Consider the following 16249-nt stretch of genomic DNA (forward strand, 5'->3'; position numbering starts at 1 on the left):
GATGAACAAGGTTCTGCTCGGATTGCTCGTTGGGGCGGCGCTGGGGGCCGTCGACGGACTCACGGCGTGGTTCACGCCGGAGGTGAGATCGCAGATCGTAGGCATCGTGGCGGGGTCGACGTTCAAGGGCCTCGTGGCGGGCGTCCTGATCGGCGTCTTCGCGCGGAAGGTCCGGTCCGTGCCCGCCACGCTCGTCTTCGGGACCGCGCTTGGTCTCATCTTCGCGTTCCTCGTCGCGAACATGCAGGGCAAGTACTACTTCGAGATCATGCTGCCCGGCGCGATCGTCGGCCTGCTGACCGGCTACGCGACGCAGCGCTACGGGCGGAAGCCGGAGGCCACGACCGCGTAGACTCACCCGAAGCACGTTGTTGACTCCCGGCACCCGTCTCGGCTCCTACGAAGTCCTCTCGCCGCTCGGCGCGGGCGGGATGGGGGAGGTTTACCGCGCGAAGGACCTTCGGCTCGCGAGGGAAGTCGCAATAAAGGTACTGCCGGAGGATTTCTTAGAAGGTGAAGAGAGAAAGCTGCGGTTCGAAAGGGAGGCCCGGGCGCTCGCCGCGCTGAATCACCCAAATATCGCGGCGGTCCATTCATTCGAAGAAAGCGGCGGACGCCACATCCTGGTCATGGAGCTGATCGAGGGAGCGACGCTGCGCGCGAAGCTCGCCGAGGGTCCGCTGCCGACGAAGAAGATCCTCTCGATTGCCTCGCAGGTGGCCGAAGGGCTCGCGAAGGCCCACGCGGCGGGAATCGTGCATCGGGATCTCAAGCCCGAGAACCTGATGGTCACGCCCGACGGCCTCGTGAAGATCCTGGACTTCGGCCTCGCCAAGCTCTCGGGTCCGCCCGAGGCGTCCGGCGAGGCGTCGGTCGCGCCGACCGTGTCGGGAGGCACGGAACCGGGAATGATCATGGGCACGGTGGCGTACATGTCGCCCGAGCAGGCCGTCGGCAGGCCGGTGGATTTCCGGTCGGACCAGTTCTCGCTCGGAGCGGTGATCTACGAAATGGTCGCGGGACGCCGCCCGTTCGAGCGCCCGACGCGTCCGGAGACGCTGACCGCGATCCTCCGGGAGGAGCCCGAGCCCCTGTCGTCGACGGCCCTCGCGACGCCGGCGCCGCTGCGGTGGATCGTGGAGCGCTGCCTCGCGAAGGATCCCGACGACCGCTACGCCTCGACGAGGGATCTCGCTCGCGATCTTTCGCAGACGGCGGCGCGGCTCTCTTCGATGTCTGAACCGGGTCCGGCGGCGGCGGGGACCGCGCCGCGCCGGGGCGCAGGCGCGCGCTCTCTCCTCGTCCTCCTCGGCGCCGTCCTCGGTCTCCTCACCGCCTTCGCGGTGGTGAGGGTCCGGGGGCTCTCGCGACCCGAGACCTCGCCGCGGCTCACGCGCGCCACGCTCTCGCCCGGACTCCAGCAGCAGCCCGCCTTTTCGCCCGACGGGAAATTCCTCGCCTACGTCACGGACGAGCGCGGGAGCCTCGACGTCGTGGTCGAGCCGCGCGGTGGCGGGGCGCCCATCCGCGTCGCCGCGACGGATGCCGACGAGACGCACCCGGCCTGGTCCCCCGACGGGACGAAGATCGCCTTCTGCTCCGCCCGCGACCACGGCGGGCGGCTCGGCGTCGTCCTCGGGCAGACGGAGCTCACGGAGCTCGTGGACGGGCGCGCCGGAGACCTCTTCATCGCGCCCGCTCTCGGCGGGGCGGCCGTCAAGCTCGTGGACGACGGCTACTACCCGGCCTGGTCGCCGGACGGGAAGCGCGTCGTCTTCCAGTCGAACCGCGGTGGGAAATGGGACCTCTGGACGATCTCCGCCGAGGGCGGGCCGCCCGCCCGGCTCACCGACGACGCCGACTTCAACTACCAGCCGAGCTGGTCTCCCGACGGAAAGTGGATCGCTTACGCATCGCGCGCCGCGGGAGGCGTCTTCAGTCTGCGCGCCGTCGCCGCGGCGGGCGGCGCGCCGGCGGAGCTGACGCGCGGGAAGGCGCTCGTCCTCCACCCTTCGTGGTCGCCCGAAGGTCGCTCCCTCGTTTACTCGGCCTTCGACAACGTCACGAACCTTTGGGAGCTGCCGGTCTCGAACGGCAAGGTGGCCGGCGCGCCCCGCCGCGTCACGCTCGGCCCGGGACAGGACGTGGACGCCACGGTGAGCCGCGACGGCAAATCCATCGCGTTCGCGACGACAAGGACCAACGGCGACATCTGGGAGCTGTCACTTCCCTCGGGGGCGCTCCGGCAGGTCACGTCCGAGACCACGCTCGAGCAGTATCCGGCGCTCTCGCCCGACGGCAAGACGCTGCTGGCCGAGTCGGACCGCACGGGCCGGATCGCCCTCTGGACGCTCGACCCTTCCGGCAGGTTCCGCGAGCAGGTCTCGGCGATCGACCAGAACGGCGGACAGTGGTCCGCGGACGGCCGTCAGGTGGCGTACGTCCTCCGGGGGACGATCCACCTCCACACGCTCGGGAACGTCGGCGGGACTGACACCGGCATCCGGTCTTCGGGCGCGGGCGAGTTTTCCCCGGACGGGACGACCCTCGCGTTCGCGGTGCCGGGCGAGCCGCTCTCCCTTTACACGGTCGCCACGAAGGCGGTTCGCCGCCTCGGGGCGGTCCCGGGCGCCCGGAACGTCGGGGACGCCTCCTGGTCGCCGGACGGACGGGCTCTCGCGGCGCACGTCCAGAAAGATGCGACGCGCGAGCTGTGGATCCTCCCCGCGGACGGGAGCGCGCCGAGGCGGCTCACGGACGGTGCGTTCGAGGACTCGCACGCCCGCTGGTCACCCGCGAACCCCGACGAGATCCTGTTCCTGCGTGACCACCGCCGGATCTGCGTGATTTCCGTGGCGACCGGCCGCGTCCGCGAGCTGCCCGTCAAGCAGGACGGCACGTTCTTCCTCGACTACCCTTCTTTCACGCGCGACGGGAAGAAGGTCTTCTTCAGCATCCACAAGAAGGCCGGGAACATCTACGTGATCGAACGGTGAAGAAGTGGTGGAGCTGAACGGGATCGAACGCGCCCGCCTGCCTGGCGCGCACGCTCCCTGGGGGGGCGAGGCGGGGGCCGGACGGGTGGGAGGTGAGAGAATGAAATGGTGGAGCTGAACGGGATCGAACCGTCGACCTCCTGAATGCCATTCAGGCGCTCTCCCAACTGAGCTACAGCCCCACCCGGGTCGGAGAGACCGGGGAAAGTAGCATCACCCCCGCTCCCGGTCAAACGAGGGGATTCCGGGCTTCGACGCGTGGGGGGCTGGTCCGCCTCAGGCGGTCGAGCTCGTCGAGAGTCCCGACGCCGCCTCGAGGACGCGCTCCCGCGCCCGCTCGATGAGCGGCCCCGGCGTCCGCCGGAGGTTTCGCGCGAGACCGGTGACCTTCAGGACGAGGATCGCCCATTTGTTCGGATCCCAGTGGTACCAGCGGAGGCCGTTGCGGAAGTCGGACGGAAACGTGTGGTGAAAGTTGTGGAACCCTTCGCCGTGCGTGAAGAACGCGAGGAACCAGTTGTCGCGCGCCGAGACCTCGGTCGAGTACGGCCGCTTGCCCCAAACGTGCGCCGCGGAGTTGATGAGGAACGTCGTGTGGTGGACGAGGACGATCCTCAGGAACCCGCCCCAGAGGAGGCCCCCCAGCGGCCGCCCGAAGAACGCGCCGATGAGCGTCGGCAGGCCGAGGCCGACGCCGATCCCGAGGAAGCGGGACCAGCGGTGCTGCCACATGACGCGCGGGTTCTTCAGGAGGTCGGGCACGTTTTCGAAGCTCGCGTCCGGGGGCTGCTTGTAGAACACCCAGAAGACGTGCGCCCAGAGGAACCCGCGGTTCACCGAGTACGGGTCGCGGTCCGTGTCCGTGTAGCGGTGGTGATCGCGGTGGTCGCGCGCCCAGCGCAGCGCGGAGTTCTGGAGCGCGAGCGCCCCGAAGAAGAGGAGGACGGACTCGGCCGCGGGGTGGCAGTCGTATGTGCGGTGCGCGAAGCAGCGGTGGTAGCCGGAGCCGATCCCGATCCCGATCGCCATGAAGAGCGCGAGCGCGAGAACCGGCTCCCACCAAACGATTCCGTGCGTGGCGGCGTACCAGGCCGTGCCGCCGAAGCCGACCACGGGCGTGAGGCAGAGAAAGAGGATGTTTACCCAGTCCGGCGAGGGTTTACGCATAGGAGATGGAGTTTACGCGCTCTTCTGCGACGGCGTCTCGGGCGCCGGGACGGACCCTGGCGGATCATGGGCGCGTGGACCGTGCCGCCGCCCCATCTCTCGCCCGCCGCGTCGCCGAGGCCGGCGGAGCCGTTCCGTTCGAGAGGTGGATGGATCTCGCGCTGCACGACGCGGAGCTCGGGTACTACGCGCGCAATATCCGGGACGTCGGCCGGCGCGGCGACTTCGCGACGGCCTCGACGTTGCACCCCGCGCTCGGCGAGGCGGTGGCCGCGTGGGCGGCCGGGCGGCGGCGCGCGCTCGGCGGCCCGTTCGCGCGCTGGGATCTCGTCGAACTGGGCCCCGGCTCGGGCGCGCTCGCCGAGGCGGTCCTCGCGTCGCTGCCGCTGCTCGCCCGGCGGACGGTCAAGCTACACCTCGTCGAGACCTCGCCGGTACTTGCGGAGGCGCAGCGTGCGCGCCTTGGGGCGCGCGCGACGTGGCACGGGACGATGGAGGACGCGCTCGCCGCCTGCGGCGGCCGGGCGGTCGTCTACGCCTCGGAGCTGCTCGACGCTTTTCCCGTGCGGGTCCTGAGGCGGTCGGGCAGCGGGTGGCAGGCGCTCTGGATCTCTTTGAAAGGGGATCAGTGGCGGGAGGTATGGCGGCCTGCGCCGAGTGACGGCCCCGGAGGCGCGGCGCCCGGCGCCTTCAGCGCTCTTTCTCGGACGTGGCCCGAGGGGCAGCGCGTCGAAATCGCACCGTCCGTCCGCTCCCTCTTCCTTTCAAAGAAGTCTTTCTCTTCTCTTCTGTCCGGTTCTGTCCTCCTCCTCGACTACGGCGACACGATCGAGACGCTCTACGACCGGAGGCCTCTTGGTACGGTGCGCGGTTACGCGCACCACCAGCGCCTGGAGGGGGAGGAGCTCTACCGCTGGGGCGGGAAGGCGGACGTGACGGCTGATGTGAACTTCACGGACATTGCCGCGTGGGCCTCCGAGGCGGGGTTCGACGTCTCGCCGCTCGAGACGCAAGGCGCGTTCCTCGCCCGGCACGTCCCCGATGCCGTGGCGCGCGCGGCGCGCGAGCCCGCCCTCGCGTTCCTCCTCGACCCGCGCGGCGCGGGGACGGGCTTCAAGGCGCTGGAGCTGGGGAGACGCTAGGGAAGGTATTCCTTCGGGATCTTCACGGCCTCGGACTCGGCTTCCCAGAAGATCGTCACGACCCACCAGCGCGTCCCGTCGAAGAGCAGCTGGAACGAGTTGATGCCGCGGACGAACGGCGCCGCGTCCGTTTGGGTCGTGCCGCGCCTCGTAGGTCGAGAAGACTTGCACGATGTGTCCGAATCTCTCGACGCGGCGCGCGACCTCCTTTTCGAAGAACGCCGTCGTCTCGAAGACCGGCTCCGAGCGCCGGATGTAGCCGTCCGGGTCATAGACGCGCGGGCCGAAGTCGCCCGCCGGGCGCGGCCCGGTCGGGATCAACCGCGCGCCGTCCGCGAAGAGAGAGCGGAAGCGCTCCCAGTCCCGTTTTTGTCCGGCCGGCCCGGAGATCACGTCGTACACGGCCGCGACGAGCGCCTCCGGTGAGGAGACGTCGGCGGGCCGGCCGGGCCGCGCCGCCCGCATCGGGATCGCGCCCGCGGCCGCCGCGAACGCGACGAGGGCGGCGTTCACCTCGGCCGGTCTCTCGAGCATGACGAAATGTCCAGTACCGGCGATCTCGACGATCGTGGCGTCCGGGTTCAGCGTCTTCACGTAGGCGAAGTAATCCGCATTCCACATCGGGCTCTTCGCGACGAGGACGAGGAGCGGCACCTTGATCGGATCGTCCGTCCAGACCGCGAGGTCGAACATCCCCTTCATCGCGCTCGCGGCGACGGGCTGCGTGAATCCGGCCGCCATCTTCCGGACGTCGGCCTTGACGGAGTCCGGCGTCGCCGGCGTGAACGTGGACTCGAAAAACCCGCTCATCGCCTTCTCGAAGTCCGGTCCCGAGAAGCGCGCGACGAACGCGTCGACCTGCGCAGGGTCCTTGAAATACGACCGCAGCGCCCCGTCCACGGCGGCGATTCCGAGCGTCTTCGCGGGGTACCTGCGCCAGAACTGCCGCGCCACGGGCGTCCCCATGCTGTGGCCGACGAGAAGCGCGCGCTCCACGCCGGCATCGCGCATGACGGCGTCGACGGACGCGGCGAACCGATCCATCGTGTAGTCGACGTTGGGCCGGTCGCTCCTTCCGTGGCCGGGCAGGTCCACGAACAGCATCCGTGCCTTGCCGTCGAAGGCGCTCGCCTGCGCGCGCCACGACGTCATGTCGCACGCGAGGCCGTGGATGAAGACGACGGCCGTCTTCGCCGCGGGGTCGTCTAGGCTCTTGTAGTGGACCTTGACGCCCTCGGACGTCGCGAACCGCGACGGCGCGGCGTCGAGGGGATCGGGGAGGGGAGACGAGAGGAGATTCTCGGAAAGAAAGAGAGCAAGGGCCGCGGCGGCGCCTCGCGAAAGGGCTGGTCGAGTGGGGAATGCCATGTCCACCTTCCCGTGGGAACGATTTGGAGCTTGCCCATTGTCTCGCGCCAGCGGGTCCATACGGGGTACGACGTCCTTTGCGAGTCTGAGCATCACGGCGAACCGGCCACCCTTCTGAGCCAGTTCAGGACCGTCGTCGCCACGAGTTCCGGAAGTCCTTCTCCGCCCCCAGGAAGCGGCGCCGAGAGGCCGTGGTCCATTCCGGGTACCGTCAGGAGCTGCGCGGCGCCGGGCGTGTTCCGGTTCACCATCGCCACGACCCTTTCGTGATCGCTCCGGCTCATCACGAGGTCGGCTTCTCCGAAGACGGCGAGCGTGGGCCGATCGACCTTCTCCCACGCCGCGCTCACGTTCGTCGCCTGGAGCTGCTGAAGGAATCGGATCGGCCGCCCGTACTGATGCGCCGGCGCATCCTCCCAGACGAGCCCGAGCGCCGGCTTCCTCCGGATCGCCTCCGCAGGCGTCAGGCCGCCCTCCAGCACGAGACCGTAGAGCTCGGCGAGACGGCGCATGCGGGTCGACACGTCGCCCGCGGAGAGGCCTGCGGCTTCCAGCCGCCGCCTCTCGAACTCGAGGAGCCGCTCGAGCCACGTCCGCACCCAGCTGTTCAGGAACAGGTACCCCCGCGTCTCCTCGCGCGGCGCGACGAGGGGGAGCAGGCCGCCGGCGAAGCTCTGGCCCATCGCGACGATCCGCGCCGGATCCACCCAGCGGTGCTTCTTCAGCGCGTCGAACGCAGACCGGTTCCCGGCGAGCTCCGTGTCGAGATCGGTCTCGCTGCACACGCCCTCGCTGTCCCCAACGCCCGGCTTCTCGACCCTCATGAGGACGAGCCCCGACTCCGATGCGATGCGATAGAGGAGTGTCTCGATCCCGCCGCGCGCTCCCGGCGCCGCCTCGACCGAATCGCAGCTGAGCCAGGGGATGAAGAACACCGCCGGCAGCCGCTTCGCGACCGCGCGCGGCCGCGAGACGATGACACGCTGCCGCGCACCGGAGCGCGGGTTTCGGATTTCCTCGTACGAGAACTCGACGCCCGGCATGTCGTCGAGGGGCATCGCATCGAAGACGACCCGTACGGCGAAGGGCTCTTCCCCGCGGACGATCCGGAGCGTTGCCGGCTCCCCGGACCGGAGCGCCGCCAGGCCCGCGTCCGCGTCGAGCCCCGTGGCGAACGTCCGCTCGCCGATGCCGACGAGTCGATCGCCGGCCCGCAGGCCCGCACGCTCGGCCGCCGCCCCGGGCGCAACCCGGACGACCTGGAGCCCTTTGCCGGGCGTGAGGTTCCCGGCCGCGAACCCGAGGTCGGCACGGCGTCGAAGCGACTCCGCTCCGTTCGCCAGGGCCTTGCTCTTCGCCCTCGCGCCGCCGGGACAACGGACCGCGACGAACGCGGCAACGAGCGCTGCGAAGAAGGCCGCCGTCACGCCCACGCGGCGTCGTTTGGTCGATTCCATCGATGTTCTCCCGCAGCCGGTCCTGTTCGGCTGCTCTGCCGTTCTCGTGCTTCGCAACCTAGGGCGCAAGGGCCTGCCCGGGCCTGGCGAAAACCCGCGAATTGCCGGTTTGGTGGTACGGGCGGCGGGATTTGCGCCCAAACTCGCCTCGACATACATCGTATAACGAGGTATCGTGTCGTCGTATGGTTGGTTCCGGGATTCCATCGGCGAAGGCGCTCGACCCGCTCGACAAGTGGGAAGTCCAGATCCGGAAAGGCTGTCTCGAGCTGGCGATCCTGGCCGCCCTGTGGTCCGGGAAACGCTACGGACTGGACATCCTGCGGCACCTGGCCGACGTCGCGGACCTCGACGTCCCGGAGGGGACCGTCTATCCGCTGCTGAGCCGGCTGAAGACGGAGGGCTACCTCGAGTCGGAATGGGTAGAGGCCGAGGCCGGCCATCCGCGGAAGTACTACCGGCTCACCGTCGGCGGCCGCCGCCGGGCCGCGCAGATGGCACGGTTCTGGTCGAGGTTCTCCTCGAATCTCGACGGGCTGATCGAGCCGCTTCGAAAAGGGGAACGCTGATGCCGGACGACCACGCCCCGCAACACCGCCTCGACGGGTACCTCCACGATGTCCGGAGAGCGCTCCGAGGGCTTCCCGAAGAGCACGTCTCCGACATCGTGAACGAGCTGCGGAGCCACGTTCTCGACAAGGCGACCGTCGGCGGAGGTCTGACCTCCGACGCGGTCGAATCGGCCCTCGCCGGGCTGGGCGGCCCCGAGGAGCTGGCTCGCCAGTACCGGACGAACCACGTGCTCCTGCGGGCGCAGTCGGCCCGCTCCCCGCTGACGATCCTCCGCGGTCTCCTCCGGGCGGCGAGCATCAGCCTCGCGGGCGTTTTCGTACTCGCCGGTTCCGCCGTGGGCTTCGCTCTCTGTGCCGCGATTGTTCTGTGCGCGGCGCTCAAGGTGTTACACCCCGACACTGCCGGCCTCTGGATTGGCCCGGAAGGAGACCTGAGCCTTCGGCTGGGATTCGGCGCCTCTCCGTCTGGAGGCCGGGAGCTCCTGGGCTGGTGGATCGTACCGATTGGCTTCGCCCTGGGACTCGGGCTCTATCTGCTCACGATGCGTTTCGGCCGATGGGGCGTTCGCCAGCTGCGGCGCGAGGGTCCGGCAGGAGAAGCCTGACATGAAATTCACCGACTCTCGCGCTCTGAGCGCTCTCGAGCTCCTGCTGGGCACGGGCATCGTGATCGGGCATAACGTGTTTCGGGTCCTGCCCAACGAAGTGCCCATCCTCGCCGTGCTGGGCCTGATCTCGTTCCGGGTGCGCAGCGGCGGCTGGGCCGCGCTGCCGTTTCGCCGCCCGAAGTCGTGGTGGCGCATCGTCGCGGTCGCGGTCGCGGCGGCGGCGCTCAGGATCGTCCTGGGCGGATTCGTCGAGACGCTCGCCTCGAAGGTGTGGCCTCCGATCGTGGCGCCCGCGGGAAGCGAAGCCATGGCCGGCGACCTCAAGACCGCGCTCCTGTGGCTCGGGCTCGTCTGGACGTGGGCGGCGTTCGGCGAAGAGTTCGGATATCGGGGCTACCTGCTCACACGCGCGGCCGATATCGGGAAGGGATCCGCGGCCGCGTATCTGGCCGGGATGGTCTTCGTAGCCGTTCTTTTCGGTTTCGGTCACTTCTACAAAGGCCCCGCCGGCATCGTCGACTCGGGTGTTGCAGGGCTCATGTTCGGAGCCGCGTACCTGATCTCTGGTCGAAACCTGTGGGCGAGCGTCCTCGCCCACGGCTTCGTGGACACCTACGGGGTCACGGCGCTGTACTTCGGCTGGGCGACGTGAGGCTCCTCGGCCGTTAACCAAGACCGTCCTCCCGGCGTTTCTCGCCGTGAAGGCCCGGAACCCGTCGATCCCGGCGCCTCGGAGGATTCATGAAGCTCTCGACCGCGCTTTCATCCGCCGCCGTTCTCGTCTTCCAGTCCGTCTGCGTCGCCCAGGGGCCCACGCTGGATCAGGCCCGGCAGCAGGCCGTGATCGATAAGACGATCGAGCTCGTCGTCGCCAACTACGTCTACCCCGAGAGGGCGAAGGCGGTCGAGGCCGCCCTTCGGGCGAACGCGAAGGCCGGCACGTATAGCGCCAAGGTGAAGCCGGACGACTTCCTCGACGCCCTGAACCAGGACATGCAGGCGGCTGCCAGGGACAAGCACCTCAGGGTCCTCAACAACCCGCGGATCGTCGCGCAACTAAGGAACGAGGCCGCCGGAGCGAAAGACGTTTCTCCGGAGTTCCTCAGGATGCTCCGGGAGAACAACTTCAGGCTCAGGAAGGCCGAGTCCCTCGACGGCAACGTCGGGTACTTCAAGTTCGACAACTTCGTCGAATTGCGGTTCGTCAGGGACGCCTTCGTCGGAGCGATGAACTTCCTGCACAGCTCCTCGGCGCTCGTTCTCGACCTCACGGACAACGGCGGCGGAGCGTCGGAGACGTCCGACTTCCTCCTGAGCTACTTCCTTCCGGAGGGCACGCGGATCGGCGAATCGTGGAGCCGGACGACGAATCAGACGACGGTCTCGACCGTGACACGCTCTCCCGACGTGAAGCAGATGCTCGAGACCCCTATTTACGTGCTCGTCAGCGAGCGGACGGCGTCGGCCGCGGAAGCGGTGGCGTACACACTCCAGCAGGCGAAGCGCGCCGTGATCGTCGGCTCGCGAACGAAGGGGCTGGCGAACCCCGGCCAGCACTTCGTCATCGACGACCGGCTGTTCGTGATGGTTCCGACGATCCTCAACAGGAACGCCGTGAGCGGGACGAACTGGGAGGGCGCGGGAATCGCTCCCGACATCGCCGTCGCACCCGACAGGGCCCTCGCGAACGCCATGGCGAGCGCGTTGAAGACCCTCTCGGAACGGAAAACCGACAAGAAGGAGAAGCAGCGCCTGCTCTTCATGGCCCAGGACTACGCGTCGATGATTTCTCCCCAGTCGCCTCCGGCCGGGTTCGTCGAAGCGTGCATCGGGGAATACGAGGGCAATCAGAGATTCGTGATGAAGGACGGGTCGCTCCACTTCCTGAAGGGCGAGATCGACAGGAAAATGAACTACATGAGCGATCACACGTTCACCGTGGAAGGACGAAGGGACTACAGGATCAGATTCCCGTTCGAGGCAGGGCGGGTGGCGCGGTGCGAAGTCCTGTGGTTCGACGACACCTCCGACACGTACAAGAGATCGAAGTAGAGAAGGCGGAAGGAGAACTCCCGATGGCACCCTACGAGGAAACGCTGTTCATCCTGGCCGTCCTCGCCTTCGGCGCTTTCGTCGCGTGGCTGACGGCGCGCTTCGCTCTCGAGCGGGCCCGCGAGCGAGAACGCCGCGGCCGGTTCGTCGAGGCCCAGATCGAGAAGTTCGCCGAGGCCCGGGACTTCGTCGAGTTCGCCCGGAGCGAGGCGGGGCTCGCCTGGCTGAGGGCCGACTCCGGCGAATCGCGCGTGAGGCGGGGACTGCTCGTCCTGACCCTGGCCGGGATCCTCTCCATCGCGCTCGGCGCCGCACTGTTCGTCAATTCCGCGCGCCTCTCGGGCGCCGTCGACCCGAACGACGCTCGCGCTCTCGCCAACGCGGCCTGGTGGGGAACGATCCTCATCGCCCTCGGCGCCGGTTCGCTGGCCGCCTCCGCCCTGATGGCGCGAATCGGGAGGGCCTGGGGGCTGCTTCCCACGGCCGGTCCGAGGGAGCGCGAAACGAGCGGGGAATGACCCTCGACCCCGGTTTCGACGAGTTCTACCGCGAGATGCATCCGCGGCTCTGGGCCTTCCTCGTGCGGACGACCCGCGAGGCGGCTCTTGCCGACGAGATCGCCCAGGAGTCGTTCGTCCGCCTGCTCGCGAGCCGCGGCGCGGCGCTCCCAGCGGGCGAGCGCCGCGCCTACCTGTTCCGGATCGCCGTGAACCTGGTCCGCGACTCGGGCCGCCGCCGGGTACGCGAGAGGACGATGCCTCTCGCCGAGGCGCCGGAGCCGGCGGCCCCCGAGCCGGAGGAGCCGATGGGCCGACACGCCGCAACGGCCCTCGCCGCCCTCGGCGAGCGGGAGCGAGAGCTGATCTGGCTCGCCCACGTCGAAGAGTGGAAGCACAAGGAGATCGCCGGACTCCTCGGCATCGCGGCCGGCAGCGTGCGGGTGCTCCTCCACCGGGCCCGCCGCCACTTCAAAGAGCAACTGGAAAAGGAGGAAGCCCGATGAGCGAGACGAGCGACCCCGTCGAAGCGTCCCTCGCGTCCCTGGCCCGGAGCACGTTCGCTGCCGCGCCGCGCCCCGTCCCGTTCGCCGTCGTCCGGATCCTGGCCGAGCGGCGCCGCGCGGAGCTCCGCTCGCGCCGTCTCCTCGCGTTCGTCGCGCTTGCGAGCGCCGCTCCGATGCTGATCGTCATCGTGGCCTGGGTCGCCCGTCCGGTGGCCGCGGACGGCTACCTGCTCGCGGCCATCGTGCTCGCCCTCGCGCTCGCTCCGGCCATCGACGGGATTGCGCGGATCGCGGGCATGAAGGCACCGGCCCGGGTGTGAGCCCGGGAGCGAACGGGATGAAGGCGTATCTGCCCCTCCTGTTCACACGTGCTGATCGACGAGGATCGGGTTTCCATCAGGGTCCACGGCGACGAAGCTGGCCGGGCCCGCCGTGCTCTCGTCGGCCTCCTGTTGAAACGGCACGCCTTGCGCCTTCAGCTGGCGCTGTAGCTCGCGGACGTCGGTGAAGGAAGCGAGCCTCCGGGCGCTCTGGTCCCAACCCGGGTTGAAAGTGAGAATGTTCTTCTCGAACATTCCCTGGAAGAGCCCGATCACGTGATCTCGGTTCTTCAAGATCAGCCAGTTCTGCGTGGCATCTCCGGCGAAGACCTTGAATCCGAACTTCTCGTAGAAAATTCTCGAGACATCGAGGTTCTTGACGGCCAGGCTGATCGAAAACGCACCAAGTTCCATGCCTTACTCCTTTCCCTGGTTCTGGGCCGACGGTTTCTTCATCCGATGAGGCCCTCGGCGAGGCCCTTGAGGACCGCGCGCGTGCGGTCTCTCACGCCGAGCTTGAGGAGCACGCTCGAGACGTGGTTCTTCACCGTGCCCTCGGACAGTCCCATCGCCGAGGCGATCTCGCGGTTGCTGTAGCCTCCGGCCATGAGCCTCAGCGCCTCGCGTTCGCGCGCGGTCAAGGCCTCCGGCGTCTCGAATCCGTCCGTGTGCGCCGGGAACCTTTCGAGGCTCGCCGTTGCCTGGCGAGTGACGGCGGGCTGGAGAAACGTCTCGCCGCGCGCCAGCCGCCGGATCGCGTCCGTCAGCTGCTCGAAGGTCACGTCCTTGAGGAGATACCCACGCGCCCCGGCGCGCACCGCCTCGAGGAGAAGCGCGTCGTCGTCGAACGTCGTCAGGACGAGCGTGGGCGGGAGGAAACCCGCCGTGGAGAGACCTCGAAGAACGTCGAGTCCGCTCTTCCCGGGGAGCCGCATGTCCAGGAGGACGACGTCGGGCCGGACCGCCGGAATGAGCTCCAGTGCTTCGTCGCTGGTCGCGGCCTCCCCGACGACCTCCGCCTCACCCGTGAGCTCCAGCAGGCTGCGCAGCCCCTGTCGGACGAGGGTCTGATCCTCGACGAGGACGACCCGGATCATGAGCCGCCTCCCGGACCGCACGGGATGCGGATCGCGACCCGGAATCCCCGACCGGGAGACGTCTCGACGTCAAAGGAACCGTGCGCCTCGGAAATACGCTCCGCGAGCCCGGCGAGGCCGCGGCCACCCTCGATCCGGCTGGCGCCGGCGCCGTCGTCTCGCGCGAGAACCTCCAGTCCCTCCGGGGTGCGGGTGACGGCGATCCAGAGGTTCTCGGCGCCGGAGTGCTTCACGGCGTTCGTGACGATCTCCTGAACCGAGCGCAGGAGCGTCGTCGTGGCGGCGGGGTCTGCGGCAAGCCCCTCCTCGGGGAGATCGAGGTGGATTCGCGGCCGCGGGATGTCGGAGGCGAGGAGTTGGAGCGCGTCTCCGAGGTTCACGCGGTCGTCCTCGCGGAACCGGCCGACGACCGTTCGCACGTCTGCCAGAAGGATCCGCGCGACCGACCGCGCCTTCTCGACGGGTTCTCGCGCCTTGCCTTCCGCGACCTGCCCGGCGACCTCGAGTTGAAGACTCAGGGCGGCGAGGTGATGGCCGAGCGCGTCGTGGAGGTCCCGCGAGATTCGAAGCCGTTCGGCAGCGCGGCTGCTCTCCTGAAGGAGCTTCTGGGCCGCCACGAGCTCCGCGTTGAGCCGGGTGAGGTCGCTTCGCTGTCGGGCCTCACGCTCTGCGATCGACACCGTGTAGAACGCGAACAACTGGAAGGCCAGGAACGCCGCGAGCACGGCCCCGCCGTTCAGGGCCCCGGACTTCGCCACGAGGATGACGGCATAGACGACGTTCTGACCCGCGCACCACAGCAACGCGGCGCGCGGCGAGAGGCAGAACGGCAGCTGAGCCGTTACGACGACGAGAAGGATTCCGGCCACTGCCGAGTCGACGAGGAAGACGAAGAGAAGCGCGGCCGCGGTCTGGACGGCGAGCAGCGCGACGCTCGCTCCCCGGCTGTGGCGCGCTCCGCGGCCGGCCGTCGCCGCGAAGAACGCGGCGCCGAATGCGAGAAGAACCGCCGAGCCGAGGAGGAGGAGCGTGGCCGAGCCCTCCGCGGGCGGGCCGACGAGGAGGCGGATCAGTGGAAGGCCAGCTGCGCCCCAGCCGAGGAGGCCGGCGATCCGGAGAGTCGTGAGAGAAGTCGGAGCGTCGGGCATGTCGCTCGGGACCCAGTGTAGCGGCGCGATCGGCCGGCGTCCCGTGCCGGAAGTCATGCCGTCCGGGATGACGACCGGCACAGGGAAAGCCGGCGCCGCCGCCCCAAATTGACCTCATGAACAGGCGGACGTTTCTCGAACTTCTGGGGGCCGGCGGCGCAGCGGCTCTCGTGACCGCTCCGGGGGGTGGCTGCGCGGCGAGGCCTCTCGAGGCGCTTCGGCCGTGGGAGGGGCCGCCCGGTTCCCCCGGCGACGGCGACCCGAGGCTGCGCCTCGCGGCGTGGGCCCTTCTCGCGCCGAACGCGCACAACAAGCAGCCCTGGCTCGTCGACCTTCGGGGCGACGGCATCGACCTCTACGTCGATCCGCGCCGACTTCTTCCGGAGACCGACCCCGTGAGCCGGCAGATCATGATCAGCCAGGGCACTTTCCTCGAGCTGCTCTCGATCGCGGCCGCGCACGAGGGCCTTCTCGCCCGGATCGAGTTGTTTCCCTCGGGCATCGAACCGGCCGGAGACGTGGGGCAGCGGCCGGTCGCCCACGTCACGCTCACCCCGCAACGGGATCTCCGGAAAGACGAGCTCTTCCCGTTCATCCGGCAACGCCACACGAATCGGCGCCCCTACGCGGACCCGGCGCCCACGGATCCGGAAGTCGCCGTTCTGGCCGCCTCGGCCGAAGGCGCGGGGATCCGCTTTCGGTGTCTGCGCGGAACCGCGACGCTCTCCCGCGCGGCGGCCCTCATGACGGAGGCGATGCGGATCGAGACGGCGACAAAACGGATGCACGCCGAGACGGTGGCGATGCTCCGCTTCGACGACGCGGAGGCCGAGCGGCTCCGGGACGGAATCACGCTGCAGAACCTCGGCCTGACGGGCCTTCGCCTCTTCGTGGCGCGTTCCTTCGTGAGCCGGGAGCGGGCGTTCAGCCCGGATTTTCTGAAAAGGACCGTGGACGCGACGAGAACGCAGGCCTTCAGCGCGCCGGCGCTCGGGCTTCTCTCGACGACCGACAGATCCCGGGCGGACGAAGTGAACGTCGGGCGGGCGTTCGCGCGCCTCCACCTGACCGCCACGAAGCTCGGGCTCTCCCTCCACCCCATGAGCCAGGTGCTCGAGATCGAATCCGAGCGGACGCGGTTCGTCGCCGAAGTCCTCGGGTCGCCGGCGGAGGAGCCTCAGATGCTGTTCCGGCTGGGCCGTTCCGCCCCGACGCCTCATTCCCCGCGCCGCGACGTGTCGGCGCTCGTCCAACGCGCGGCCGGGTGAAGCGGACGGCACCCGTGAGCCCTAGACGACCCGTCGTCGCAGCCGCACCGA

Annotated in this window: 17 protein-coding genes and 1 tRNA gene; 12 read left to right on the forward strand and 6 right to left on the reverse strand. The window is 69.1% G+C overall.

Annotation, left to right across the window (positions count from 1 at the left end; translation table 11 throughout):
* Position 1 precedes the first annotated feature (1 nt).
* Both IPL89_07130 and IPL89_07135 read left to right on the forward strand, forming a co-directional pair.
* Positions 2-352: a hypothetical protein gene (locus tag IPL89_07130; protein ID MBK9062955.1), complete on the forward strand. Its 351-nt coding sequence runs from the start codon at positions 2-4 to the stop codon at positions 350-352.
* Positions 353-368: 16 nt separating this feature from the next.
* Positions 369-2996: a serine/threonine-protein kinase gene (locus IPL89_07135; GenBank protein ID MBK9062956.1), complete on the forward strand. Its 2628-nt coding sequence runs from the start codon at positions 369-371 to the stop codon at positions 2994-2996.
* A gap of 106 nt (positions 2997-3102) precedes the next feature.
* Here IPL89_07135 and IPL89_07140 read toward each other — a convergent pair.
* A tRNA-Ala gene (locus IPL89_07140) sits at positions 3103-3178 on the reverse strand.
* Between the two features lie 94 nt (positions 3179-3272).
* Positions 3273-4163, reverse strand: coding sequence for a fatty acid desaturase (locus IPL89_07145; protein ID MBK9062957.1), 891 nt, complete (start codon positions 4161-4163; stop codon positions 3273-3275).
* Between the two features lie 74 nt (positions 4164-4237).
* Here IPL89_07145 and IPL89_07150 point away from each other — a divergent pair, with 74 nt between their 5' ends.
* Entirely contained in the window at positions 4238-5305 is a 1068-nt protein-coding gene (locus IPL89_07150; GenBank protein MBK9062958.1) for an SAM-dependent methyltransferase, read from the forward strand.
* A gap of 655 nt (positions 5306-5960) precedes the next feature.
* Complete coding sequence (locus tag IPL89_07155; protein MBK9062959.1) at positions 5961-6356, forward strand: hypothetical protein; 396 nt, start codon at positions 5961-5963, stop codon at positions 6354-6356.
* 409 nt (positions 6357-6765) lie between these two features.
* Here IPL89_07155 and IPL89_07160 read toward each other — a convergent pair whose 3' ends face one another.
* On the reverse strand, positions 6766-8130 hold the full coding sequence (locus IPL89_07160; GenBank protein MBK9062960.1) for a PDZ domain-containing protein: 1365 nt from the start codon (positions 8128-8130) through the stop codon (positions 6766-6768).
* Between the two features lie 185 nt (positions 8131-8315).
* Here IPL89_07160 and IPL89_07165 point away from each other — a divergent pair, with 185 nt between their 5' ends.
* The 7 genes from IPL89_07165 to IPL89_07195 all read left to right on the forward strand — a co-directional run bounded on the left by IPL89_07165 (position 8316) and on the right by IPL89_07195 (position 12685).
* Positions 8316-8699: a helix-turn-helix transcriptional regulator gene (locus tag IPL89_07165; GenBank protein ID MBK9062961.1), complete on the forward strand. Its 384-nt coding sequence runs from the start codon at positions 8316-8318 to the stop codon at positions 8697-8699.
* Positions 8699-9307 (forward strand): hypothetical protein, encoded by a 609-nt coding sequence (locus IPL89_07170; protein MBK9062962.1) that lies wholly within the window; start codon positions 8699-8701, stop codon positions 9305-9307. The genes IPL89_07165 and IPL89_07170 overlap by 1 nt, the downstream gene beginning before the upstream one ends.
* Before the next feature lies 1 nt (position 9308).
* Entirely contained in the window at positions 9309-9962 is a 654-nt protein-coding gene (locus IPL89_07175) for a CPBP family intramembrane metalloprotease (protein ID MBK9062963.1), read from the forward strand.
* Between the two features lie 89 nt (positions 9963-10051).
* On the forward strand, positions 10052-11362 hold the full coding sequence (locus tag IPL89_07180; protein MBK9062964.1) for a S41 family peptidase: 1311 nt from the start codon (positions 10052-10054) through the stop codon (positions 11360-11362).
* Between the two features lie 23 nt (positions 11363-11385).
* Positions 11386-11880 (forward strand): hypothetical protein, encoded by a 495-nt coding sequence (locus tag IPL89_07185; protein ID MBK9062965.1) that lies wholly within the window; start codon positions 11386-11388, stop codon positions 11878-11880.
* On the forward strand, positions 11877-12365 hold the full coding sequence (locus IPL89_07190) for an RNA polymerase sigma factor (GenBank protein MBK9062966.1): 489 nt from the start codon (positions 11877-11879) through the stop codon (positions 12363-12365). The genes IPL89_07185 and IPL89_07190 overlap by 4 nt, the downstream gene beginning before the upstream one ends.
* The gene (locus IPL89_07195) at positions 12362-12685 is read left to right on the forward strand and encodes a hypothetical protein (GenBank protein MBK9062967.1); all 324 of its coding nucleotides are present in this window, start codon (positions 12362-12364) and stop codon (positions 12683-12685) included. The genes IPL89_07190 and IPL89_07195 overlap by 4 nt, the downstream gene beginning before the upstream one ends.
* A 42-nt stretch (positions 12686-12727) precedes the next feature.
* Here IPL89_07195 and IPL89_07200 read toward each other — a convergent pair whose 3' ends face one another.
* Genes IPL89_07200 through IPL89_07210 form a run of 3 tightly spaced genes read right to left on the reverse strand, consistent with a single transcriptional unit; the run spans position 12728 to position 15011 of the window.
* Complete coding sequence (locus tag IPL89_07200; GenBank protein MBK9062968.1) at positions 12728-13099, reverse strand: VOC family protein; 372 nt, start codon at positions 13097-13099, stop codon at positions 12728-12730.
* Positions 13100-13137: 38 nt separating this feature from the next.
* Positions 13138-13782 carry a response regulator transcription factor gene (locus tag IPL89_07205; GenBank protein ID MBK9062969.1) on the reverse strand — a complete coding sequence of 215 codons (645 nt, stop codon included), beginning with the start codon at positions 13780-13782 and terminating at the stop codon, positions 13138-13140.
* A complete protein-coding gene (locus IPL89_07210) occupies positions 13779-15011 on the reverse strand; it encodes a sensor histidine kinase (GenBank protein ID MBK9062970.1) in 1233 nt (410 codons plus the stop codon). The genes IPL89_07205 and IPL89_07210 overlap by 4 nt, the downstream gene beginning before the upstream one ends.
* A gap of 35 nt (positions 15012-15046) precedes the next feature.
* Between IPL89_07210 and IPL89_07215 the strand changes: the two genes are divergently transcribed.
* Positions 15047-16198, forward strand: a complete 1152-nt coding sequence (locus tag IPL89_07215) for a nitroreductase family protein (GenBank protein MBK9062971.1) — start codon at positions 15047-15049, stop codon at positions 16196-16198.
* Positions 16199-16249: the final 51 nt, after the last annotated feature.

The sequence above is a fragment of the Acidobacteriota bacterium genome (genome assembly GCA_016716715.1).
In the GTDB taxonomy this organism is placed as follows: Bacteria; Acidobacteriota; Thermoanaerobaculia; order UBA5066; family UBA5066; genus Fen-183.

Coding starts and splice junctions, on each gene's coding strand:
- IPL89_07130 (MBK9062955.1), top strand. CDS start 2: ATGAACAAGGTTCTGCTCGGATTGCTCGTTGGGGCGGCGCTGGGGGCC.
- IPL89_07145 (MBK9062957.1), bottom strand. CDS start 4,163: ATGCGTAAACCCTCGCCGGACTGGGTAAACATCCTCTTTCTCTGCCTC.
- IPL89_07160 (MBK9062960.1), bottom strand. CDS start 8,130: ATGGAATCGACCAAACGACGCCGCGTGGGCGTGACGGCGGCCTTCTTC.
- IPL89_07165 (MBK9062961.1), top strand. CDS start 8,316: ATGGTTGGTTCCGGGATTCCATCGGCGAAGGCGCTCGACCCGCTCGAC.
- IPL89_07170 (MBK9062962.1), top strand. CDS start 8,699: ATGCCGGACGACCACGCCCCGCAACACCGCCTCGACGGGTACCTCCAC.
- IPL89_07175 (MBK9062963.1), top strand. CDS start 9,309: ATGAAATTCACCGACTCTCGCGCTCTGAGCGCTCTCGAGCTCCTGCTG.
- IPL89_07180 (MBK9062964.1), top strand. CDS start 10,052: ATGAAGCTCTCGACCGCGCTTTCATCCGCCGCCGTTCTCGTCTTCCAG.
- IPL89_07185 (MBK9062965.1), top strand. CDS start 11,386: ATGGCACCCTACGAGGAAACGCTGTTCATCCTGGCCGTCCTCGCCTTC.
- IPL89_07190 (MBK9062966.1), top strand. CDS start 11,877: ATGACCCTCGACCCCGGTTTCGACGAGTTCTACCGCGAGATGCATCCG.
- IPL89_07195 (MBK9062967.1), top strand. CDS start 12,362: ATGAGCGAGACGAGCGACCCCGTCGAAGCGTCCCTCGCGTCCCTGGCC.
- IPL89_07200 (MBK9062968.1), bottom strand. CDS start 13,099: ATGGAACTTGGTGCGTTTTCGATCAGCCTGGCCGTCAAGAACCTCGAT.
- IPL89_07205 (MBK9062969.1), bottom strand. CDS start 13,782: ATGATCCGGGTCGTCCTCGTCGAGGATCAGACCCTCGTCCGACAGGGG.
- IPL89_07215 (MBK9062971.1), top strand. CDS start 15,047: ATGAACAGGCGGACGTTTCTCGAACTTCTGGGGGCCGGCGGCGCAGCG.